The 21,127-nt window shown below is 67.8% G+C and carries 18 protein-coding genes and 1 tRNA gene; 7 read left to right on the top strand and 12 right to left on the bottom strand.

The window, feature by feature from the left end:
• Nucleotides 1-13 precede the first annotated feature (13 nt).
• Genes tilS through ABE472_RS08780 form a run of 3 tightly spaced genes read left to right on the top strand, consistent with a single transcriptional unit; the run spans nucleotide 14 to nucleotide 2,468 of the window.
• On the top strand, nucleotides 14-1,303 hold the full coding sequence (gene tilS, locus ABE472_RS08790; protein ID WP_346463008.1) for a tRNA lysidine(34) synthetase TilS: 1,290 nt from the start codon (nucleotides 14-16) through the stop codon (nucleotides 1,301-1,303).
• Nucleotides 1,304-1,339: 36 nt separating this feature from the next.
• Entirely contained in the window at nucleotides 1,340-1,600 is a 261-nt protein-coding gene (locus ABE472_RS08785) for an exodeoxyribonuclease VII small subunit (protein ID WP_313219023.1), read from the top strand.
• Entirely contained in the window at nucleotides 1,590-2,468 is an 879-nt protein-coding gene (locus tag ABE472_RS08780) for a farnesyl diphosphate synthase (RefSeq protein WP_346463009.1), read from the top strand. The genes ABE472_RS08785 and ABE472_RS08780 overlap by 11 nt, the downstream gene beginning before the upstream one ends.
• A 103-nt stretch (nucleotides 2,469-2,571) precedes the next feature.
• Here the strand turns inward: ABE472_RS08780 and ABE472_RS08775 are convergent, their stop codons facing one another.
• Both ABE472_RS08775 and pmbA read right to left on the bottom strand, forming a co-directional pair.
• Nucleotides 2,572-2,949 carry a DUF4870 domain-containing protein gene (locus ABE472_RS08775; RefSeq protein WP_313208923.1) on the bottom strand — a complete coding sequence of 126 codons (378 nt, stop codon included), beginning with the start codon at nucleotides 2,947-2,949 and terminating at the stop codon, nucleotides 2,572-2,574.
• Between the two features lie 78 nt (nucleotides 2,950-3,027).
• Nucleotides 3,028-4,395: a metalloprotease PmbA gene (gene pmbA, locus ABE472_RS08770; protein ID WP_313208922.1), complete on the bottom strand. Its 1,368-nt coding sequence runs from the start codon at nucleotides 4,393-4,395 to the stop codon at nucleotides 3,028-3,030.
• Nucleotides 4,396-4,463: 68 nt separating this feature from the next.
• On the opposite strand from pmbA, the gene yjgA reads away from it, so the two are divergent.
• Nucleotides 4,464-5,078, top strand: a complete 615-nt coding sequence (gene yjgA, locus ABE472_RS08765) for a ribosome biogenesis factor YjgA (protein WP_313208921.1) — start codon at nucleotides 4,464-4,466, stop codon at nucleotides 5,076-5,078.
• 78 nt (nucleotides 5,079-5,156) lie between these two features.
• Here yjgA and tldD read toward each other — a convergent pair whose 3' ends face one another.
• The 4 genes from tldD to ABE472_RS08745 are packed head-to-tail and all read right to left on the bottom strand — an operon-like array spanning nucleotide 5,157 to nucleotide 12,609.
• Complete coding sequence (gene tldD / locus ABE472_RS08760) at nucleotides 5,157-6,602, bottom strand: metalloprotease TldD (protein WP_346466029.1); 1,446 nt, start codon at nucleotides 6,600-6,602, stop codon at nucleotides 5,157-5,159.
• Between the two features lie 54 nt (nucleotides 6,603-6,656).
• Nucleotides 6,657-10,517: a YhdP family protein gene (locus ABE472_RS08755; protein WP_346463010.1), complete on the bottom strand. Its 3,861-nt coding sequence runs from the start codon at nucleotides 10,515-10,517 to the stop codon at nucleotides 6,657-6,659.
• Between the two features lie 30 nt (nucleotides 10,518-10,547).
• Nucleotides 10,548-12,035, bottom strand: coding sequence for a ribonuclease G (gene rng / locus ABE472_RS08750; protein WP_123730583.1), 1,488 nt, complete (start codon nucleotides 12,033-12,035; stop codon nucleotides 10,548-10,550).
• On the bottom strand, nucleotides 12,028-12,609 hold the full coding sequence (locus tag ABE472_RS08745; RefSeq protein WP_313212549.1) for a Maf-like protein: 582 nt from the start codon (nucleotides 12,607-12,609) through the stop codon (nucleotides 12,028-12,030). Before ABE472_RS08745 ends, rng begins: the two co-directional genes overlap by 8 nt.
• Nucleotides 12,610-12,739: 130 nt before the next feature.
• On the opposite strand from ABE472_RS08745, the gene ABE472_RS08740 reads away from it, so the two are divergent.
• The 3 genes from ABE472_RS08740 (at nucleotide 12,740) to ABE472_RS08730 (ending at nucleotide 17,375) form a co-directional block, all read left to right on the top strand.
• Complete coding sequence (locus ABE472_RS08740; protein ID WP_313212546.1) at nucleotides 12,740-13,474, top strand: SIMPL domain-containing protein; 735 nt, start codon at nucleotides 12,740-12,742, stop codon at nucleotides 13,472-13,474.
• A 232-nt stretch (nucleotides 13,475-13,706) separates the two neighbouring features.
• Nucleotides 13,707-14,363 carry an energy transducer TonB gene (locus ABE472_RS08735; protein WP_313212545.1) on the top strand — a complete coding sequence of 219 codons (657 nt, stop codon included), beginning with the start codon at nucleotides 13,707-13,709 and terminating at the stop codon, nucleotides 14,361-14,363.
• 177 nt (nucleotides 14,364-14,540) lie between these two features.
• Nucleotides 14,541-17,375, top strand: coding sequence for a TonB-dependent receptor (locus tag ABE472_RS08730; RefSeq protein WP_313212544.1), 2,835 nt, complete (start codon nucleotides 14,541-14,543; stop codon nucleotides 17,373-17,375).
• Nucleotides 17,376-17,499: 124 nt separating this feature from the next.
• Here ABE472_RS08730 and ABE472_RS08725 read toward each other — a convergent pair.
• The 6 genes from ABE472_RS08725 to lptE all read right to left on the bottom strand — a co-directional run bounded on the left by ABE472_RS08725 (nucleotide 17,500) and on the right by lptE (nucleotide 21,053).
• A tRNA-Asn gene (locus ABE472_RS08725) sits at nucleotides 17,500-17,576 on the bottom strand.
• A 57-nt stretch (nucleotides 17,577-17,633) separates the two neighbouring features.
• Complete coding sequence (gene rlmH, locus ABE472_RS08720; protein WP_346466028.1) at nucleotides 17,634-18,104, bottom strand: 23S rRNA (pseudouridine(1915)-N(3))-methyltransferase RlmH; 471 nt, start codon at nucleotides 18,102-18,104, stop codon at nucleotides 17,634-17,636.
• Nucleotides 18,105-18,188: 84 nt separating this feature from the next.
• Nucleotides 18,189-18,620 carry a ribosome silencing factor gene (gene rsfS, locus ABE472_RS08715; protein WP_121038588.1) on the bottom strand — a complete coding sequence of 144 codons (432 nt, stop codon included), beginning with the start codon at nucleotides 18,618-18,620 and terminating at the stop codon, nucleotides 18,189-18,191.
• Between the two features lie 58 nt (nucleotides 18,621-18,678).
• Nucleotides 18,679-19,344, bottom strand: coding sequence for a nicotinate-nucleotide adenylyltransferase (gene nadD / locus ABE472_RS08710; RefSeq protein WP_346463011.1), 666 nt, complete (start codon nucleotides 19,342-19,344; stop codon nucleotides 18,679-18,681).
• Nucleotides 19,345-19,348: 4 nt separating this feature from the next.
• Nucleotides 19,349-20,386 (bottom strand): DNA polymerase III subunit delta, encoded by a 1,038-nt coding sequence (holA, locus tag ABE472_RS08705; RefSeq protein WP_123730577.1) that lies wholly within the window; start codon nucleotides 20,384-20,386, stop codon nucleotides 19,349-19,351.
• A 31-nt stretch (nucleotides 20,387-20,417) separates the two neighbouring features.
• Nucleotides 20,418-21,053, bottom strand: a complete 636-nt coding sequence (lptE, locus tag ABE472_RS08700) for an LPS assembly lipoprotein LptE (protein ID WP_346463012.1) — start codon at nucleotides 21,051-21,053, stop codon at nucleotides 20,418-20,420.
• Nucleotides 21,054-21,127 lie beyond the last annotated feature (74 nt).

Raw genomic sequence — 21,127 nt, 5'->3', positions numbered from 1 at the left:
GATCGCACTGCCCATGACGTCCCTGCTGCCGCCACCGCCCTCTGTCGTCCGCCCCGTGCTGGTGGGCTTCAGCGGCGGGCTCGATTCGACCGTCCTGCTGCACTGGCTGGCCACCTCGGCGGCCCAGCGCACCGCGGGGCTGCGCGCCATCCATGTCCATCATGGCCTGCAGGAGCAGGCCGATGCCTGGACCGTGCACTGCACGCAGGTGTGTGCGCGCTGGAACATTCCGCTGCGGGTGCTCCGTGTCCAGGTGCAACGCAACCAGGGACAAGGGCCGGAAGCTGCCGCGCGGCATGCACGCCGTGAGGCGTTCGCCTCGCAGCTGCTTCCGGGCGAACAGTTGGCGCTGGCCCACCATCGCGACGACCAGGCCGAGACCTTCCTGCTGCGGGCGCTGCGTGGCTCCGGGGTGGATGGATTGGCGTCCATGCAGGTCACCAGCGCATTTGGTGCCGGCACCGTATGGCGGCCGTTGCTGGAGGTTCCGCGCAGCACCCTGCGTGCGCATGCCCAGGCCGAAGGCCTGGAGTGGATCGAAGACCCCAGCAACGCCAGTGACGATGCCGACCGCAATTTCCTGCGCCTGCAGGTACTGCCGCAGCTTCGCCGGCGCTGGGCGCAGGCCGATGCCGCCTTCGCGCGCAGCGCGGCGTTGTGCGCGCAGTCCCAGCATCTGCTCGACAGTGCCGACCGCGACGCGCTGGAACGCTGCAGCGTCGGCCCCGGCGTGATCGACTGCGCGCGGCTGATGCGCCAGCCGGTGGAACGACGTGCGCGCCTGCTGCGCCATTGGGTGCGCGGCAGTGGCCTGCCACCGCTGCCAGCCGCCGGGGTCGAGGCGGTCGAGCGCGAACTGTTGCCGGCTGCGCACCATGCCGATGCCCAGTTCGCCTGGCAGGGTGCGCGTATCCGCCGTTGGCGCGGGCAGCTGCACCTGCTCTCGGCCAGCCTGGCCCTGCCAGCCGACTGGAGCGTGCATTGGGATGGCCGCGCGCCGCTGGCATTGCCCGATGGGGGCGAGCTGCGCCTGCTCGGCACGGACGCCGGTTTCGATAGCCCCGTGCAGATCCGCGCGCGCCGCGGCGGCGAACGCATCCAGCTGCCCGGGCGCACACATTCCCATGCGCTCAAGGACCTGCTGCAACAGCAGGGCCTGCCGCCGTGGCAGCGCCGTCAGCTGCCGCTCCTGTTCGACGAAGACACCCTGCTGGCCGCAGGCGACCGGGTCATCGGGGCGGCATTGCAACCGTGGTTGCAGGCCCATCATGCGCAGTTGCAGTGGACCCCGGGCGCGGCGTGAATTGACCCCGCCGGGCCAGCAGCCCACACTTGGCGCATGGCAAAGAAGTCCCCCAATGAAACCTCCCCGGTCGCCCACTTCGAGCAGTCGCTGGAAGAGCTTGAGCAGCTGGTGGAGAAGATGGAAACCGGCGAACTGAGCCTGGAACAATCGCTCAGCGCCTACGAACGTGGCGTCGGCCTGTACCGCCAGTGCCAGCAGGCGCTGGAACAGGCCGAACTGCGCGTGCGCCTGCTCAGCGATCCGGCCCAGCCCGACACCGCCGTACCGTTCGACCCGCCCAGCCATGACGGTTGAGGCCACGTTCGCGCGTTGGCGCGACCGTATCGAAAGCGAACTCGACGCCAGCCTGCCTTCCCCGTCCGATGCCCCGCGCGGGCTGCATCAGGCGATGCGTTATGCGGTGCTCGGGGGTGGCAAGCGCATGCGGCCGTTGCTGGTGTATGCCGGCGGCCGGATCTTCGGCGCCGACGAAAACGCACTGGATGCACCGGCAATGGCGGTGGAGCTGATCCATGCGTATTCGCTGGTGCACGATGATCTGCCGGCGATGGACGATGACGCCTTGCGGCGCGGCCGGCCGACCACGCATATCGCCTTCGATGAAGCCACCGCGATCCTCGCCGGCGATGCCCTGCAGACGCGCGCGTTCAGCCTGATCGCCGACGCGGCGTTGCCGGCGCAGCTGCGCGTGGATTGCCTGCAGACCCTGGCGCACGCCTCCGGCGCGGCCGGCATGTGCGGCGGCCAGGCCTTGGATATCGACGCCACTGGCCATCAGCAGCCGTTGCAGGCGCTGGAACGCATGCATGCGCTCAAGACCGGCGCGCTGATCCGCGCCGCGGTGCGCATGGGCGCGCTGTGTGGCCAGGCACCTGCCGCGGATCTGGCGACGCTGGATACGGTGGCCTCGGCGCTGGGCCTGGCCTTCCAGGTGCGCGATGACATCCTCGATGTCGAAGCCAGTTCCGAACAGCTCGGCAAGACCGCCGGCAAAGACGAAGCACAGGCCAAATCGACCTTCCCGGCGCTGCTGGGCATGGACGGTGCCAAGGCGCATCTGCGCACGCTGAGCGAGCAGATGTTCGACGGTCTGGCCGGCTATGGCGAGGCGGCCGATGCACTGCGTGCGCTGGCCAGGCTGGCGGTTGAGCGGGATCACTGAGCGATAGTGCAGTCAGCCACGCATGGCGTGGCTCTACAGCGCCAGCACACAAAAAAACGCCCGGGAATCCCGGGCGTTTTTTCGTTCCAGCGCTGCGGATCGATTACTTGATCAGGCGCAGTGCGAACGGGTAGCGGTAGGCTTCGCCGTTGTTGGCCTTGACCGCTGCGATGATGCAGAAGATCACGTTGAGCAGGCCGACGATCGGTGCCAGCAGGCCACCGATGATGACGATGGTCAGCACGATGCAGATCAGCATCGCGATGGTGATCGTGATCTGGAAGTTCAGCGCTTCCTTGGCCTGATCGGTGACGAAGCGCTTGCTGCTGTCGTCTTTGTTGATCAGCCAGATGATCAGCGGGCCGAGGAACCAGGTGAAGATACCCAGCAGGTGGGCCACCAGGGCCATGGTGCGCTGTTCGGCCGGGGCCGGTGCGCTCACCGGCGGCGGCGGGGTGGTGACGTTATCGAAATCGCTCACGTGAAACTCCTTGTTCGAGGTAATGGGTATTGCACGCGGCAGGCTCCCCGCCTGCCAGGGCAGCCTCCATAGAATACGTCAATCGTTACCGGCAACGGTCATTCGTCCTACAAGGATCGAACCGGTGTGCACGTGCGAGCGCGTGTCGATGTCGGTGCCCACCGCTTCGATGCTGGCGAACATGTCCTTGAGGTTGCCGGCAATGGTGATGCCGTCCACCGGGTAGCTGATCTCGCCGTTCTCCACGCGGAAGCCGCCGGCACCACGCGAGTAATCACCGGTGACGCTGTTGACGCCCTGCCCCATCAGTTCGGTGACCAGCAGTCCATTGCCCATCTGCCGGGCAATGGAGACCAGATCACCCGCGTTGGCGGTGACCTTGAGGTTGTGCACGCCACCGGCGTTGGCGGTGGTCGGCAGGCCGAGCTTGCGTGCCGAGTAGCTGCCCAGGATGTAGCGCTCCAGCACGCCATCGCGGATCAGCGCAGAATTGCGGGTGGCCACGCCATCGCCATCGAAGGCTGCCGAGCGCAGCCCACGGCGCAGCAGCGGCAGCTCTTCGATGCCGAACCAGTCCGGGAACAGGCGCGTGCCGACGCTGTCGAGCAGGAAGCTGGCGCGGCGGTACAACGCTCCGCCGGACACGGCACCGAGCAGATGGCCGATCAGCGAGCGGGCCACCTCCGGCGAATACAGCACCGGCATCTGCGCCGTGGTCATCGAGCGCGGGTCCAGGCGGGCCACGGTACGCTCGGCGGCGCGGCGGCCGATCGAGGCGGCATCGTCCAGATCTTCGCGGGCCAGTGCGCTGCTGTACCAACCGTCGCGCTGCATGCCATCGCCCTGCCCGGCGATCAGCGCGCAGCCGATCGAGTGGTGGCTGCTGCGCTCGCGGCCGATGAAGCCGTGCGAGTTGGCATACACCGACAGGCTCTGCGCGGTCGCCGCCGAGGCACCGTCGGAATTGCTGATGCGGGTGTCGGCCTCACGGCCGGCCGCTTCGCAGGCCAGGGCCAGATCCAGCGCCGCATCGGCGCTGAGTTCCCAAGGGTGCCAGCCGTCCAGATCCGGGAATTCACGGGCCATCAGGGCCGCCTCGGCCAGGCCGGCCGCCTCATCATCCTCGGTGTGGCGGGCGATCGCGCAGGCCTGGGCCACGGTCGACTCCAGGCTGCTCTCGCGCAGGTCGGCGGTGCTGGCGCTGCCCTTGCGCTGGCCGAAGTAGACGGTCACGGCGATGCCGCGGTCGCGGGTGGACTCGACCGTCTCGACCTCGCCCAGGCGCACGTTCACATCCAGGCCGCGCTCATCGCTGCAGCTGACCTCGGCCTGGCTGGCGCCCAGGGCCTTGGCCCGCTCCAGCAGGCGCTGGGAGATGTCGGCCAGCTGCTCCAGGCGCTGCAGGCTGTCGTCGGCCGGGGAGACTTCAGGGGAGATCACGTTCAATGCTTTATCCTGTACAGGTGAGTGCCCGGCGCGACGCCGGCACAGTTTACGGATGTGGAAATAAGACGATGCGCGGACGCGACGAAGAAACCGGTGAATTCCTTGATATCAGCCGCAGCCAGAACCGCCGGGCGGCGCTGGACGTGCTGGCCCTGGGCGAGAAGCTGGTCTCGCTGACCCCGGCCCAGCTGGCGCGCCTGCCGGTGCCCGAGGATCTGCTGCCGCACATCGCCGAGGCCAAGCGCATCACCGCGCATATCGCCCACAAGCGCCAGCTGGCGTTCCTGGCCAAGCACATGCGTCGCGAAGACGACGCCGTGCTGGATGCGATCCGCGATGCGCTGGATGCCAACAGCGAGACCTCGCGCCGTGAAGTGGCGACCATGCACCGCGTGGAAGACTGGCGCGAACGCCTGCTCAAGGACGGCGACAAGGCGCTGGGCGCGCTGCTGGACGAATACCCGCATGCCGACCGCCAGGAGCTTCGCACGCTGGTCCGCAACGCCCAGGCCGAAAAGGCCAAGAACAAGCCGCCGCGCGCCTACCGCGAGATCTTCCAGGTCCTGCGTACGCTGCTGCTGCCGGCCGCGCTCGGTCTGGAAGGCGTGAATGCCGCCTCCGAAGACGCGCTGGACGACGCGGTCGACACGGACACCGACAGCGACGAGAACGCCGAGGACTGAGTCCCGGCGCTCGCGCGGCGGCGCCAGCACCCTGCTGGCGGCCGCATGATCAGGCAGCGCAGGCGAATGCATCCCGGCTCAGGCCTGGGTGCCGCCCACGGTGATGCCATCGATCAGCAGGGACGGCTGGCCCACGCCGACCGGCACGCTCTGGCCATCCTTGCCGCAGATGCCCACGCCCTCGTCCAGGGCCAGATCGTTGCCGATCATGCGCACTTTCTGCATGGTTTCCGGCCCATTGCCGATCAGGGTGGCGCCCTTCACCGGCGCGGTGATTTTTCCGTCTTCGATCAGGTAGGCCTCGGTGGCCGAGAACACGTATTTGCCGCTGGTGATGTCGACCTGGCCACCACCGAAGTTGACGGCGTACAGGCCACGCTTGACCGAGCGGATCATTTCTTCCGGATCGTGCTGGCCGGCGCGCATGTAGGTGTTGGTCATGCGCGGCATGGTCATGTGCGCGAACGATTCACGGCGGCCGTTACCCGTGGGGGCCACGCCCATCAGGCGCGCATTGAGCGAATCCTGCATGTAGCCGACCAGGATGCCGTCCTCGATCAGGGTGGTGCACTGGGTCGGGTGGCCCTCGTCATCGATGTTCAGCGAGCCGCGGCGTCCGTCCAGGGTGCCGTCGTCAACGATGGTCACGCCCGGCGCGGCCACGCGCTCGCCGATCCGGCCGGCGTAGACGCTGGTGCCCTTGCGGTTGAAGTCGCCTTCCAGGCCATGGCCGACCGCTTCATGCAGCAGCACGCCGGGCCAGCCCGGGCCGAGCACCACGGTCATCACCCCGGCCGGGGCCGGGATCGCCTCCAGGTTCACCAGCGCCTGGCGCAGGGCCTCGCGCGCGAAGCCTTCCGGGCGCCCCTCGGCAAACAGTTCTTCATAGCTGTAGCGGCCGCCGCCACCGGAGTAACCGGACTCGCGCCGGCCATGCTGCTCGACGATCACCTGCACGTTCAAGCGCACCAGCGGGCGGATGTCGGCCGCAAGCACGCCATCGCTGCGCGCGATCAAAACCGTATCCACGCCGCCGGACAGGCTGACCATCACCTGCTGCACGCGCGGGTCGGCGGCGCGCAGGTAGCGGTCCAGCCGCTTGAGCATCTCGACCTTGGCCTCGTTGCCCATGCCATCGATGGGGTCCAGTGCCGGGTACAGCGCGCGGCCACTGCCCCGCACCAGCGAGCGGGCCGACTGCGCCCCACCCTCGCGGGAGATGGCGCGGGCCGAGTTGGCCGCGGCCAGCAGCGCGTCGCTGTGGATGTCGTCGGAGTAGGCGAAGCCGGTCTTCTCACCGGCGATGGCGCGTACGCCCACGCCCTGCTCGATCGAATGCGCCCCGTCCTTGACGATGCCGTCCTCCACGCTCCAGCTCTCGCGGCGCGTGTGCTGGAAATAGAGATCCCCGAAATCGATGCCCGGGCCCAACAGGGTGCCGAACGTGCGTTCCAGACCGTTCGCATCCAGCCCGGCGGGCAGCAGCAGACGGTCGGTGGCCAGCGAAAGTGCGTTGTTGTTCATGCTCTTTGATCTGTGGGCGCCGGGCGCAATCGCAACCCGGGCGCGGGAAAGGGATCAGCGCGCCGGCGGTGCGGCCGGGGCCGGCTTGGGCGCTGCGTCGCGGTCGATCACATCGACCTTGGGTTCGGCCCAGGGGCCGGTCACGCGGTAGGTCTTGGCGCCGATCTCGCCCAGCGGCTTGGACAGCACCGCATTGGCGGCCGCGCCGACCGCCGCCCCCACCGGGCCGCCGGCGACCGCGCCGACCACCGTCAGCAGGTTGCCCGCACGCGGGTTGACGTCGATGGTCTGATCGAAGCGTTGTTGGCGCAGGTCGGTCTTGCCGCGGATGGTGATGTTCGCCGCCGGGCCTTCGATCAGCACCTTGTCGGTGGTGGCCATGCCATCGGCGAACGCCACGCTGCCCTCGACCTGGTTGAAGGCGAAGCCCTTGGAGAAGAAATCGCGGAAATCGAACATCAACCGGCGCGGCAGCTGGGTCACGCTGAGCAGGCCGAGCACGCGCCCGGCACCGGGTTCGAGTTCCAGCAACTGGCCGTTGCGGGCCTGCACGTCGAGCTGGCCCTGCAGCGCACCGAGCTGGAAGTCGGATGGGCCGCCCTGCCAGCCGGCGCTCATGGTCAGCTGGCCCTGGCCGCCACGCAGCTGGCCGCCATAGTCCAGATTCTGCATCAGCCCGCCCAGGTCCTCGCTCTTGACCTGCACGTTGAACTGGCTGCGCGCGGCCTCGCCCATGCCCATCCAGCGGCCATTGACGTCGATCGCCTGCTTGGGCGCGCGGAACTGCAGCTGATCCACGCTCAGGCCGTTGGCCATGGGCCGCGTGCGCAATACCGCCTGGCCGAGCTTGGCCTTGCCGAACTGGAGGTCATCGATATCCAGCGACAGCGGCGGGATCTTGGCCGGATTGGTGTCATTGGCACTGGCCTGGACCCGCGCCGGCAGGGCCACGTCCGGTGGCAGCAGGATCGGGGCGCCATCGCTGGGCGCCTTGACGGGCGTCGGCAGCGACTGCCAGTGCACCCGGCTGAGCTTGCCGACGATGGTGCCGCCTTCGGCATTGGGCACGGTCAGGCCGCCCACCAGCGAGGGGCCGTCCAGGCGCACGTCCACGCTGCTGCTGGTCGGCCGCAGTTGCAGCCGGGTCTGCGGGAATACGCCACCGGCGAGCAGCAGCTGGCCGACCTGCACGTCCACATGCCGCAGCGGCATCGGGTCCTTGCCGTCGCCGCCGTCCGGCGAGCGGGCCAGCGCGATCCACTCCAGCGCATCCAGCGAGCCGCTGCGCCCGTTCACGACCAGCCCACTGGCCGGCGGATCACGATCCACGCGGTCGCTGCCGAGGGTGACCTGCACCCCGGTCTGGTTGTCATGCGTGCGCGCGGCCAGGGCCAGGCGCTGGCCGAAGGCGACATCAACGCGTCCGCTGCCCATCGGCAGCTGTGCGGTGACGTCCGTCGCCAACGGCGTAGCGGCGGGCTTGTCCAGCGGCGCCGGCAGTTCCAGGGTGGTGCCGACCAGATCCGAATGCAGCTTGAGCACGGTGGGCGGCTCGACCTTGCTGCCGGCCGCGACCTTGGGCAGGGTCACCCCGATGGTCCAACGCGAGGTGCCCTGGATGTAAGGCTTGAGCCAGTTCAATTCCGGGGCGCGGTCCAACAGCGCCCCCGCCTCCAGCGAGGCGGTCAGTTCGGATTCGAAGGCCTGCTGCGGATCGCGCACGAACTCACCGGCGCGCAGGCTGAGCAGCCCGTCCTGGCCCTGGTGACGTACCGCCAGGTGCTCCGCATCGAAGCCGCCATGGCCATAACGGGCCGTACCGCGCATGTTGTCGAAGACCAGGTCGAAGCGCTTCTCGGTGAGGGTCGCGCCATTGAGATCGACCGTGCCCTGCAGGTGACCGCGGCCTTCGTCGTGGTGCAGCGGCTGCAGCAGGTCGAAGGTGACCGCGGCCGGTCCCTTCGCGGTGAGATTGTCCAGCGTCTCGCCATAGGTGGCCTGCAACGGGCTCTGCTTGAGCATGGCCAGCAGTGCACCGGCATCGCTGCGGCTGCTGGCCTTGACGTACAGATCGGTCTCGCCGAAATCAGGAATGCCGGCATCGAAGTGGTCCACCGCCACCCCGGCCAGGTCGCCCTTGCCATGCAGTTCGAAGCCCGGGCCGATGAAGGCGATATCGGCATCGACCTTGTTCATCGCCGGCCAGTCGTGCTGGAAGCGGATACTGCCGGCGTCGATGTGGCCGGTCGCCTCGAAGCGGCCGTTGTTCTTGTCGAACGGCCAGTCTTCCAGATCCCCGGTCACCAGGCCCACCCCGCCACGCACCTGCCCGGAGACCAGGGCAGCATCCAGCCAATCGGTGGCGGCCTTGCTCATCTTGGAGTGGATCCAGAAACGCTTGGCGGCGGTCATTGGCACATCGTCGATCTTGGCCGCCAGTTCCAGCCAGGGGCGCGTGCCGTTGTTCTGGAACCAGATGCCGCCGCGCACATCGGCGGCGTAATCGGTGCCCTGCACGCGCAGCGCCGGGGTCCCGATCCGCCAGCCGCCGGCCTCGTCGCGCCAGCCCACCAGTCGGCCGGCCAGGCGCACGTCGTGGCGCTCGCCAAAGCCGCTCGGCCAATCGAACTGCATCACCTGCTGCGGTTGCAGATCCAGGGTGAAGCCATCGGCATCGCCGTTGAAGCGCCCGCCCACACCGCTGAGCCCGGGCGAATGCCCGACCGCCGCGAAGCGGATGTCTTCCAGATCCCCCTCGACCGACAGCGGGCCGCCCTGCTCGCCTGCCACCCGCACGCGGGTCATGCGCACCTGCGGTGCGGCCTCATGCAGCCACTCGCGCAGGCCGGGATCGATCCGGTCGGTCAGCGCCAGCCCCCGCAGCAGCGCGGTGGCATCGATGTTGTCGCCAGCCAGCGCGAAGTGCTGCCCGCCGGCCAGCAGCAGCCCGTCCAATTGCTGGGTGCTGCCTTCCATGCCAATCCGCAACCGTGGCGCATCGGCGCGCCAGCCCCCCTGCACCCAGCGCCAGCGTGCACGCAGTTCCAGCGTGTCCAACGCCAGCTGCGGGTGGGTGCCGTCGGCCAGCGTCACGCCGCGCACCTGTACGTTCTGAAGGTCCGCATCGGTGGTGACCATCACCACCCGGTGATCGCGCAGGTCCACCCAGGCATTGAACTCACCGGTGCCCTGCTGCAGGCCGATGCCGCCGAACTGCAGCAGCGAGGCCCACGCCCGGAAGTCGGCCGGGGCGGCCGAGAACCAGGCCTGACCATCGCCGCGCTTGCGCTCGAATTCCAGCACCGCCGTCAGCGGCTGTGCGGACGGGTCGGCCCACGCACGCGCCCCAACCCGCAGGCGCTGGCCGTTGACGCGCAGACGCAGGTCGATCCGCGGCAGCACGGCGTTCACGCCCAACGAGGGCGCATCCACCTTCAAGCGGCCACCGATCACCTGCAGCTCGCCCAGGCGGCGCAGTGTTTCCAGCGGGTCACCTGCACTGGACTGCGGCAGGCCCTGCACGGACCAGCGGCCATCGTCGGCGCGCTGCAGTACCAGCGCCACGCCACGCAGGCGCAGCTCGGTCAGCGAGTGGCCCGGCAGCAGGCCGGCATACATGGACACCAGCACTTCGGCCTCGCCGATGCGCAGGCCCTGCCCTTCACCGATGCGCAGCCCTTTGAGCTGCAGCAGCGGGCCGCGCCGTGTCCAGGCAGTATCCAATGCATCGAAACGCACCGGCTGGCCTGCGCGCGCGCTCAACCACGCCGCCACCTTGTCCGGGTGACGCTCGGCCAGCGGCAGCAGCTGGCTGGCAGTGCCGACCAGCAGGGCCACGCCCACGAGCAGGATCGCCACCGCATACACAGCATGGCGGCGGATCCGGCGCAGGCGCAGGCGGAGCGGTGTGCTCATCGGAACGTGGGGATGCCGGACCGGCCGCGATCAGAGCAGCACGACATCGAACTGCTCCTGCAGGTATTGCTCATCCGCCTGGAAGCGGATGCTCTTGCCCAGGAACTCCTCCAGTTCGGCCACCGCCGAGGATTCCTCGTCGGTGATGCGCGCGACCACCTTCGAGGAGGCGATCACCAGCAGGCGCGCCGCATCGAACTGACGCACCGCCCGGGTGATTTCGCGGAAGATCTCGTACGTCACCGTTTCGGCGGTCTTGATCGAACCCCGCCCGCTGCACTCCGGGCACGGCTCGGACAGCTGGCGCTCCAGGCTTTCCACGGTGCGCTTGCGGGTCATCTCGACCAGGCCCAGCGGCGAGAAGTCGTAGACGGTGGTCTTGGCGTGGTCGCGGGCCAGCGCCTTCTCCAACGTGCGAAGGACCTGGCGGCGGTGCTCGGCATCGTCCATATCGATGAAGTCGATGATGATGATGCCGCCCAGGTTGCGCAGCCGCAGCTGGCGTGCCACGGCCTGCGCGGCCTCCAGATTGGTGCGGAACACGGTCTCTTCGAGGTTGCGCTGGCCCAGGAACGAACCGGTGTTCACATCGATCGTGGTCATCGCCTCGGTCTGGTCGATCACCAGATAGCCGCCCGACTTCAGCGGGACCTGCTTGTCCAGCGCGCGGCCGATTTCATCCTCGACCCCGAACATGTCGAAGATCGGGCGATCACCGCTGTACAGCTCCAGTTTCTCGGCCAGCACTGGCATGTACTTGGCCACGAACGCCTGCAACTGGTTGAAGGTCTCCTTGGAATCCACCTTGACCTTGTCCACGTCCTTGCGGATCAGATCGCGCACCGAGCGCAGCGGCAGGCTCAGGTCTTCATAGATCACGCTGAGCGGGGCGGCATCGCGGCCACGGCGCTCCACCACGTTCCAGACCCGCGACAGGTAGGCCACGTCTTCGGCGATCGCCTCGGCCGGCTGGCCTTCGGCATTGGTGCGCACGATGTAGCCGTAGCCGCCGTGCTGGGCCGACAGTTCGGTCACCAGGGTTTTCAGGCGGGCGCGCTCGGCCTCGTCCTCGATCCGGGCCGACACGCCCACCACCTTGGACTGCGGCAGCAGCACCATGTAGCGCGAGGGAATGCTGATCTGGGTGGTCAGCCGCGCGCCCTTGGTCCCGATCGGGTCCTTGACCACCTGCACCACGATGTCCTGGCCGTCGCGCAGCAGCTCGACGATAGGCACCGAGGACGGTGGCGGCAACGTGGTGCCTTCGGTATCCGGACTGGCCACCGGGGCCGGGCGGATCACATCGTTGGCGTGCAGGAACGCCGCGCGCTCCAGCCCGACCTCGACAAAGGCCGCCTGCATGCCCGGCATGACCCGCTGCACCTTGCCCTTGTAGATGTTGCCGACCACGCCACGGCGCCAGCCACGTTCGATATGCAGTTCCTGCAGCATGCCGTTCTCGATGACGGCGACGCGGGTTTCCCGCGGGGTGACATTGACCAGGATTTCTTCAGACATGGGCGACTCCCTTCAGTTCAAACGTCTGCAGCAACTGCTCGGTCTGTTGCAGGGGCAAACCCATCACACCCGAATAGCTTCCCGCCAGATGGCGGATATATCGTTCAGCGCCCCCCTGGATCGCATAGGCACCGGCTTTGTCCATCGGCTCGCCACTGGCCACGTAGGCGGCGATCCGATCCTCATCGATCGCCGCGAACGTCACCTCCGAGACCACCAGCACGCCCTGTTCCCGGCCAGCAGCGACCAGCGCCACGGCGGTCATCACCTGGTGGGTGCGCCCGGCCAACGCACGCAGCATCGCGCAGGCGTCGGCCGCATCGGCCGGTTTACCGAACACGCGCCCGTCGAGCACGACTTCGGTGTCCGAGCCCAGCACCACCGCCTCGGGGTCATGGGCGACAAGCGCCCACCCGGCGCGCGCCTTGTCGGCGGCGACCCGCTGCACGTAATCGGCGGCGGATTCTTCGGGCGCACGGACTTCGGGCACGTCAAGCTCAAGCGCCTGGAACGGTCGTTCCAGGCGCGCAAGCAGTTCGTTTCGTCGGGGGGATCGAGAGGCAAGATAAAGCATCGAGGAAGCATAACCTGAGCCTACTGTCTGAATCGCGAGCAACACGCTTGAATCGTGCTCAACCCCATCAAACCTCACGACGCGTTCATCGCCCCGACACCAACCTCAACGTCTTCACAAGGAGATGTACATGCGCCGCCCGTCCCTGTCCCCGTTGCTGCTCGCCCTGTCCCTTGCCCTGGGAGCTTCGATGACCGCCCACGCCCAGTCCCAGCCCACCATCGCCGTGCCGGCTGACGGCACCCTGCTCAACATCTCGGCCAATGCCGAGGCCAAGCGCGTGCCGGACGTGGCCACGCTCTCGGCCGGTGTGGTGACCCAGGCCGTGGACGGCAACAGCGCCATGCGCCAGAACGCCGAGCAGATGACCAAGGTGCTCGCCGCGATCAAGGCCGCCGGCATCGCCGAGCGGGATGTGCAGACCAGCGGGGTCAACCTGAGCCCGCAGTATCGCTACGCCGACAACGAAGCGCCGAAGATCACCGGCTACCAGGCCAGCAATACGGTCAGCCTGAAGGTGCGCGACATCGCCAAGCTCGGCAAAGTGCTTGATGCACTGGCCGCCCAGGGCGCCAACCAGATCAACGGCCCGCAGTTCGAGATCGACCAGCCCGAGCCGGTTTACGACGAAGCCCGCCTGGCCGCGCTGAAGAAGGCCCAGGCCCGCGCCGAAACGTATGCCAAGTCGCTGGGCCTGCGCGTGCGCCGGATCGTGAGCATCTCCGAAAGCGGTGGCGGCAACTTCCGCCCGGTGATGATGCGTGCGGCGGCCGCGCCGATGGCTGCTGATGTATCCACGCCGGTGTCGCCGGGCGAATCGACCGTGTCGGTCAACCTGGACGTGGTGTTCGATCTGGGCCGGTAACACTTCGCAGCAGAGCGGACCAGCCGTCCGCTCCTGCCAAGACATGACGGCGCCTGCGGGCGCCGTCATGCTGTTCGCCGCCGGATCCTGACTGCCAGCCAACTCCCCACCCTGCCCCTGACTTCCGGCCCGTGCCGGGCTCGGGTATTGCTGTCATTGCGCGGCCCCGCCTGACCCCACGCGGCGCGCAGGCACGTTGATGTTCCCGCACATCTGGCAAGGAGAGTGGAGCATGGTCCGTACCCCGTCCCCGGTTGTCCCGCTGCCTATCGAAGCGTCCCGCGTGCTCGGGTGGAGCACTGCCATCGCGGTCCACGCGCTGGCCCTGATGCTGTTGTTGATCCCGGCTACCCAGCCCCTGATCAAGGCACCGCGCGAACGCATGCAGGTGACCTGGGTACTGCCTCCGCCGCCGCCGGAGATCATCCGTCATCCGCCGGCAGACCCACCGCGGCTCCCCCCGGTGGTGCCCGTGACCACGCAACGCGCGCCGGCACCGCTGCCGAGCCCCACCGCCACCCTCGACGAGGCGCCCGCAGTGGCATCGATGCCCGCCAGCGAGACCGCCGCACCGGCGCTGGAACCGGCCCCGGCCACGCCGTCGCCCGCCGCCGGGGCCCAACTGCAGTACCGCAGCGCGCCGCCGCCACCGTATCCGGTCGCGGCGATCCGCCTGGGCCAGCAGGGGACGGTCCTGCTGCGTATCCGGGTCGACAGCCAGGGCAACCCGGTTGCGGCCAGTATCGAGAAGAGCAGTGGCTCGCGCGTGCTCGACCAGGCCGCACGCCAGCAGGTGCTGCGTCACTGGCGTTTCGTGCCAGCCCTCGTCGATGGGCAGGCCGTCGCCGCCGATGGCCTGGTTCCGGTCGATTTTTCGTTACCGCGCTGAGTGAATGGGAGCCCCGTCAGGGGGCTCCCCATTCACAAACTGAGACGCACAGCATCTTTTCCCAATTAAGCAATTTTTCACTCTTGCGTCACACGACGGAAACCTAGATTGGCGCCGTTGCCACCGTTCTGGTGTCGACTTATTGACATCTAGGTTTTCCCAGTCAGGAGAGAAGCTGTGAAACACCCGACCCAACGCCGCGACGACAGCCGCCGCAATACCCTGGCCCATTCCATTTCCACGATCCTGACCAGCGGCGCGCTGCTGCTGGTAGGGGCCATGGCGTCGTCCTCCGCGTTCGCGCAGGAGCAGGCGACCAACCTTGACCGGATCACCGTCACCGGGTCGAACATCCCCCGCACGAACACCGAAACCCCCTCCCCCGTCCAGGTGGTCACCCGCCAGGAAATCGACCGTACCGGCAAGACCACGGTCGCCGAGTATCTGCAGACCCTGACCGCGGACGGGTCGGGCTCCATTCCCAAGACCTTCGGCAACGGCTTTGCCGGCGGTGGCGCAGGCATCTCGCTGCGCGGCCTGGGCGCCGGCTCCACGCTGGTCCTGTTGAACGGCCGCCGCATGGCGACCTATGGCCTGGCCGATGACGGCCAGAAGGTCTTCACCGATCTGAGCACCATTCCGCTGGATGCGGTCGAGCGCATTGAAGTCCTCAAGGACGGCGCTTCTGCGATCTACGGCTCGGACGCCATCGCCGGCGTGGTCAACATCATCCTGCGCAGCGACTTCAATGGCGCGATCCTGCGCGCCTCCTACGGCCTGTCCGGTGATAGCGATGGCGACGCCAAGAAGGCCACGCTGACCGCCGGTACCGGCGACCTGGCCACCGATGGCTGGAACGCGTTCTTCAGTTTGGACGTGGGCAAGACCGACGCGATCAAGATCAGCGACCGCAAGAACCGCAAGTGGATCGGCACCGGTGATATCCGCCCGTGGGGCTATGGCAACAACGCCCAGTTCCTGGGTGGCGCCGCGCTCTCTGGCGGTACCCGTGGCGGTGTGGGTCCGAACGGTTCGGTGTTCGACGACCGTGCGGTGACGGATGACGATCCGGCCTTCCTCGTCGCGCTGCCAGGCTGCGCCGGCTTGACCACCATCCCCGGCCAGAACGATGTCACTGCCCAGCAGCAGGGCTGCCTGTGGGATCCGGCCCAGCTGTACCGTGACCTGACCCCGGAAGAGAAGTACGTCAACGTGTTTGGTCGCGCCAGCTTCGCCTTCGGCGAGGGCGGTGAGATCTACACCGAAATCGGCTACTCCAAGAAGGAAACCACCTTCAGCAACACGCCCTCCGGCGTATCCGGTGGCTGGGGCTATCCCGGCGGCCCGGTCAACGCCAACAGCGGCGACGGTGCCACGGTGCTCAGCCCGACCCACCCGGACAACCCGATCCCGGGCCAGGCCTCGCGCCTGCGTTACTCGGCCTGGGATGTCGGCCCGCGTGTGACCGAGAACACCAACGAGTTCAACCGCTTCCTGGTGGGCGTCAAGGGCAACTGGGGCGAGTGGAGCTACGACACGGCCTACCTGCATTCGGGCACCGACCTGGTCAACAAGCGTACCGGCTTCCTGAACTACGACGCCGTGCGTTGCGTGCTCGGCAATCCGGCCTGCCCGGCAGGCGTGTGGCGCATCGGCGACAACGCGGGGCTGAACTCACAGGCCCTGTATGACTACATCTCGCCGGACATCAGCGCACGCGCCAAATCCAGCCTGGACATGTTCGACTTCACCGTGTCGCGCAGCCTGATGGACCTGAAGGGTGGCCCGCTCGGCCTGGCGCTGGGTACCGAATGGCGCAAGACCAGCAACAGCCTGACCCCGCAGACGTTCACCGACCAGGGCCAGATCATCGGGCTGGGCTACTCGGCCTACGACGGTACGCAGAACGTCTACGCCGGCTATGTCGAACTGTCCGCCCCGGTGCTGGAGCAGTTGGAACTGTCCGGCGCGGTCCGCTACGACAAGTATGAGAGCGGCGAAGGCAAGGCGACGCCGAAGGTCGGCATCAAGTGGACCCCGGCCGACTGGATCGCAGTCCGCGGCAGCTATGCCGAAGGCTTCCGTGCCCCCAACCCGGCCGAGAACGGCGACGGCGGCCTGGCAGCGTTCTCCAATGCTGCCGATCCCGTGCGCTGCCCCGGCGGCAACCCGGCGCCGGGCGCGAACGATGACGATTGCGGCGCACTGCCGGTCGCCATCATCACCCGCCCCAATGCCGACCTGAAGCCGGAAGAGTCCAAGAGCTACTCGGTGGGTCTGGTGCTGCAGCCGACCTCCAGCACCTCGATGACGGTGGATGCCTGGCAGATCAAGCGCACCAACGAAATCGCCCAGGGCAGTACTGCCGAAGCGATTGCCGCGGGCAACGTGTTGCGTGACAACAACCTGCTCAACGGTGTTCCCGGTACCGGCAGCATCCTGGCGGTCAATACGCAGTACATCAATGCTGCATCGACCCGCGTCCGCGGTATCGATACCGACATCCGCCAGACCTTCGACATCGGTCCGGGCCAGCTGGAGATGGACCTGCAGTGGAGCCATGTGCTCAAGTTCGAGCGCACCGATGCCGATGTGACCGTCGACTATGCCGGCACGCACGGCAACTGCGACGTCACCAACTGCATCGGCACCCCGAAGGACCGCGTCAACTTCGGCACCACCTGGAAGCAGGGTCCGTGGAGCGTCAGCGGCGTGGCCAACTACATCTCCAAGATGGAGAACACCGACTTCCGCGGTCCCGATGGCTCGTATCAGTTCGCCTACGCCGACGGTACCGACGTCGAGAAGATCTCCTCGTTCACCACCTTCGACCTGTCCGGTCGCTGGAACATCACCGAGGCCTTCGAGTTGAACGCATCGGTGCAGAACCTGTTCGACCGCATCGCTCCGCTGGATCCGACCACCTACGGTGGCGTGAACTACAACCCGCTGCACTTCAGTGGCGCGATCGGCCGTTACTTCACCGTCGGTGCCAAGTACACCTTCGAATGAGGTAGCCGCACTTGGGGAACAAGGAGCCCGGGCAGTGCCCGGGCTTTTTGTTTGGATCGCGGCACGCGGGTAAATCGCAGACAAAAAAAAGCCCCGCATCGCTGCGAGGCTTTTTTTCAAATCTTGGCGCCCGAAGTTGGACTCGAACCAACGACCCCCTGATTAACAGTCAAGTGCTCTAACCGGCTGAGCTATTCGGGCGGGGTGCGCATTGTAGCCCGTTTTTCGCGAGATGTAACCCGTCTGGCGACAACTATTTCACGCGCGGTGATACGGATGGTTGGCCAGCATCGCCGCGGCGCGGTACAGCTGCTCGGCCACCACCAGGCGCACCAGCATATGCGGCAGGGTCAGCGGGCCGATCGACCATTTCTCGTCGGCCATCGCCGACACCTCGGCCGAATGCCCTTCCGGCCCACCGATCAGGAAGGCCAGGTCCCTGCCCTGCCTGCGCCAATGTTCCAGGCGCTGCGCCAGCTGTTCGGAACTGAGCTGGCGTCCGGGCACATCCAGCGCGACCACATACGCATTTTTCGGCAATGCGGCGATCACGCGCTTGCCTTCGTCATCGGTCGCGCGGCGCGCATCGCGGCCTTTGCCGCGCAGGCCGGGCTCGATCTCGACCAGCTCGAACGGCAACCAGTGCGAGAGCCGCTTCTGGTACTCGGCAAAGCCCTGCGCAACCCAGGAGGGCGCGCGCTCACCGGTGGCGATCAGCCTGGCTTTCATGTCTGTCCTCCGCAGCCACCACAGGCGGCGCCGCAAAAGACAACGGCGCCATCGGCGCCGTTGTCGTGACCGGGCACGCTGCGATCAGCGCGCGTCGTAGTCGTCGTCCGCATCGTCGAGCAGTTCGATCGGCGGCTGGTCGCCCACGGTCCACAGGCGCTCGAGCGCGTAGAACTCACGCACGCGCGGCAGCATCACGTGAACGATCACGTCGCCCAGGTCGACCAGCACCCACTCGGCTTCGCGCTCGCCTTCCACACCCAGCGGCATCACGCCCAGCTTCTTGGCGAACTTCACCACTTCGTCGGCGATCGACTTGACGTGACGGCTGGAGGTGCCCGACGCGATCACCATGTAATCGGCGACGCTGGAGCGGCCGATGACGTCGATCTCAACGAGATCCTTGGCCTTCAGTTCTTCGGTGGCCCCGCGCACGCACTCGAGCAGCTGCAGAACGGAGGGCGCCGGATTGGGCAGTTGGACCTTGATGGTCTGGGGCTGGGCTTGGTTGCTCAAAGCGGGTCAACTCGATAAATGTGGGGCCGATTATACGGGGCGGCGCGCCCGCGCGTATTCACGACGGTGTCGCGCCGTACAGGCGGTGGTCGATGATGTAGCCCGCGACAGCCTCAGGCAGCAGTGGCTGCCAAGGCCCGGCGGCGGCGATCTGCGCGCGCACCGCGGTGGCCGATTCCTCGCGCAATGGGGCCTGCAGGCGCATCAGGCGCCCGGCCGGCGCGCTGAACAGCTCACGCTCGTGACTGGCCCAGCGCCCTTCCAGGGCCTGCGCCAGCACCGGGTCGCAAGCGGCGGCCAGGGGACTGCCGGGGCGATCGGCGACGATGAAATGCGCCAGCTCGAACAGCGCCTCCCATTCGTGCCAGCTGGGCAGGGCCAACAGGCTGTCGGCACCGACCAGCCAGGCGATCGGCTGGCGCGGGCCCAGCTCGGCGCGCAGCTCGCGCAGGGTATCGACGGTATAGGACGGCACACCGGGCTGGCGCTCGGCCCGGTCCAGCTCGCGCCGGTCCAGCAGCAGGCCGGGCTCATCGCCGATGGCCAGGGCCAGCATGGCCAGGCGCTGCGCGGCATCGGCGCCGGGGGCGGCACGGTGCGGTGGATCGGCGGCGGGCAGCAGGCGGACGGCGACCTGCAACTGGTCGCGTGCGGCGCGGGCAATGGCCAGATGGCCCAGATGGACGGGATCGAAGGTCCCGCCGTAATAGATGCGCAGCCCCATGGGCTCAGGCCCGGGCGAGCAGGCGCACGGCGCGGGCTTCGGACACGGCGATCAGAAGCCGTTCCAGCGCCAGCCAGGCATCGCCGTCAGCGCGCCCCTTGGCAATGCGGTCCACCAGCCCGGCCTCGGCCACGAAGCGCTCCCAGCGCTTGACCTCGGGATGGCGCTGCAGCGCGCGCTTGAACGGCGCCTGCCGCGATTCCCAGATGCCGCGGCTTTTCATCTCCGCGGCCAGGTTGCCGCCCCGCGCCTGTACCCGCGCCAGACCGGCGGTGGAGAGCAGCTCGCGGATCACGATCGGCGTCAGCGCCGCCACCGCTTCACCTTCGGCACGCAGGCCGGCGATCATGCGCAGCACGGCCGCAGGCTGGCCCGAGAAGGTCGCCTCGACCAGACGGAACACGTCATAACGGGCGGCATCGGCCACCAGCGATTCCATGGTGTCCACATCCAGGGTCTGGCCGTCGGCCAGCAGCGCCAGCTTGTCGATCTCCTGGGCGGCGGCCAGCAGATTGCCTTCCACCCGTTCGGCCAGGCGCTGCACGGCCTGCGGGTCGGCGCGCAGGCCCTTGCCACGCAGCCGGCGTTCGATCCATTCGGTCAGCTCGTGCGGCTTGATCGCCCAGGCTACCGAGATCACCCCGGCGCGGCCAACGGCATCGGCCCACTTGGTCTGGTGCGCCTTGCTCCATTCATTGCAGGTGATCAGCAGGATCACGTCCGGCGCCGGGTTGGCACAGAACTGACTGATCACTTCGGCGCCTTCCTTGCCCGGCTTGCCACTGGGCAGGCGCAGTTCCATCAGGCGACGTGCACTGAACAGGCTGGGCGCGTTGAAGCTGGCATCGAGCTGGTGCCAGTCGAAGTCACGGCCATCGGCATCGAAGACTTCACGCTCGTTGACGCCATCGGCGCGTGCCCGCGCCCGCACCGCATCGGCCGCTTCCAGCACGCGCAGCGTTTCCGGACCGGCGATCAGGTAGACCGGGGCCAACGGCTGGCTGGCCGGTTGGCTGGCAAGCTGTTCGGGGCGCAGTTCCATCCGGGCAGGCCGATCCGCAGGCGGACCGGGCTCAGCGCCCCTGCGGGACGACGGCGGGGACCGCCGGCGTCGGGGTCGTCGAGGTCGGGCTTGCCGGGGTCGCCGCCGGGATCTCAACCGGCGTTTCCACCGGGGTCGTACCGGGCTTGGCCGGGGCGCGGCCATGCTCCAGTTCGGCGCGGACCACGCTGTCGATACGGCGCATGATCGACGCAGACATCTCACGGCGCAGTTCGTCGGCGAGGATTTCGCGTTCGGTCGTGGTACCGGTGGCGTCGGTCGGCGGCGACACGTAATCGCGCGAGAGTTCGATCACCTGCTGCGGCACCAGCTCGCTGCCGTCTTCGCGGCGGAAGATGAAGATCACCGCATAGCGCAGGCTGTACTCCTGGGCACGGCCCTGGGCATCGATCGCGATCGGCAGATCGCCCCAACGCTCGGACAACACCTGCAGCTGCGACGCCGGGCCCGTGCTGTCCGGATCGGCCAGCTGCGCCCCGGAGGCCTGCAGGCCACGGCGCAGCAACTTGACCAGTTCGCTGTAGGGCGCGGTGGAGACCACCTGCACCGCAGCCGTATCGGCCGGCAGCATCAACTTGTTGCGCAGATGGAAGCCGCACCCGGCAAGGGTTGCGGTCAGGACAAGGGCTAGCAGGAATCGGGTCATGGATACAGTCTGTAGGAGCCGGGCGGTCGCGGCAACAAGCAGTGATCGTGCCGGATGCCGCGTGAACAGGACTT

The sequence above is a fragment of the Stenotrophomonas sp. TWI809 genome, assembly GCF_039673205.1.
Lineage (GTDB): Bacteria > Pseudomonadota > Gammaproteobacteria > Xanthomonadales > Xanthomonadaceae > Stenotrophomonas.
Note: the sequence above shows the minus strand (reverse complement) of the source record. Positions and strands in the feature narration are given on the sequence as shown.

Coding starts and splice junctions, on each gene's coding strand:
- tilS (WP_346463008.1), top strand. CDS start 14: ATGACGTCCCTGCTGCCGCCACCGCCCTCTGTCGTCCGCCCCGTGCTG.
- ABE472_RS08785 (WP_313219023.1), top strand. CDS start 1,340: ATGGCAAAGAAGTCCCCCAATGAAACCTCCCCGGTCGCCCACTTCGAG.
- ABE472_RS08780 (WP_346463009.1), top strand. CDS start 1,590: ATGACGGTTGAGGCCACGTTCGCGCGTTGGCGCGACCGTATCGAAAGC.
- yjgA (WP_313208921.1), top strand. CDS start 4,464: ATGCGCGGACGCGACGAAGAAACCGGTGAATTCCTTGATATCAGCCGC.
- tldD (WP_346466029.1), bottom strand. CDS start 6,602: ATGAACAACAACGCACTTTCGCTGGCCACCGACCGTCTGCTGCTGCCC.
- ABE472_RS08755 (WP_346463010.1), bottom strand. CDS start 10,517: ATGAGCACACCGCTCCGCCTGCGCCTGCGCCGGATCCGCCGCCATGCT.
- rng (WP_123730583.1), bottom strand. CDS start 12,035: ATGTCTGAAGAAATCCTGGTCAATGTCACCCCGCGGGAAACCCGCGTC.
- ABE472_RS08745 (WP_313212549.1), bottom strand. CDS start 12,609: ATGCTTTATCTTGCCTCTCGATCCCCCCGACGAAACGAACTGCTTGCG.
- ABE472_RS08740 (WP_313212546.1), top strand. CDS start 12,740: ATGCGCCGCCCGTCCCTGTCCCCGTTGCTGCTCGCCCTGTCCCTTGCC.
- ABE472_RS08735 (WP_313212545.1), top strand. CDS start 13,707: ATGGTCCGTACCCCGTCCCCGGTTGTCCCGCTGCCTATCGAAGCGTCC.
- rlmH (WP_346466028.1), bottom strand. CDS start 18,104: ATGAAAGCCAGGCTGATCGCCACCGGTGAGCGCGCGCCCTCCTGGGTT.
- nadD (WP_346463011.1), bottom strand. CDS start 19,344: ATGGGGCTGCGCATCTATTACGGCGGGACCTTCGATCCCGTCCATCTG.
- holA (WP_123730577.1), bottom strand. CDS start 20,386: ATGGAACTGCGCCCCGAACAGCTTGCCAGCCAACCGGCCAGCCAGCCG.
- lptE (WP_346463012.1), bottom strand. CDS start 21,053: ATGACCCGATTCCTGCTAGCCCTTGTCCTGACCGCAACCCTTGCCGGG.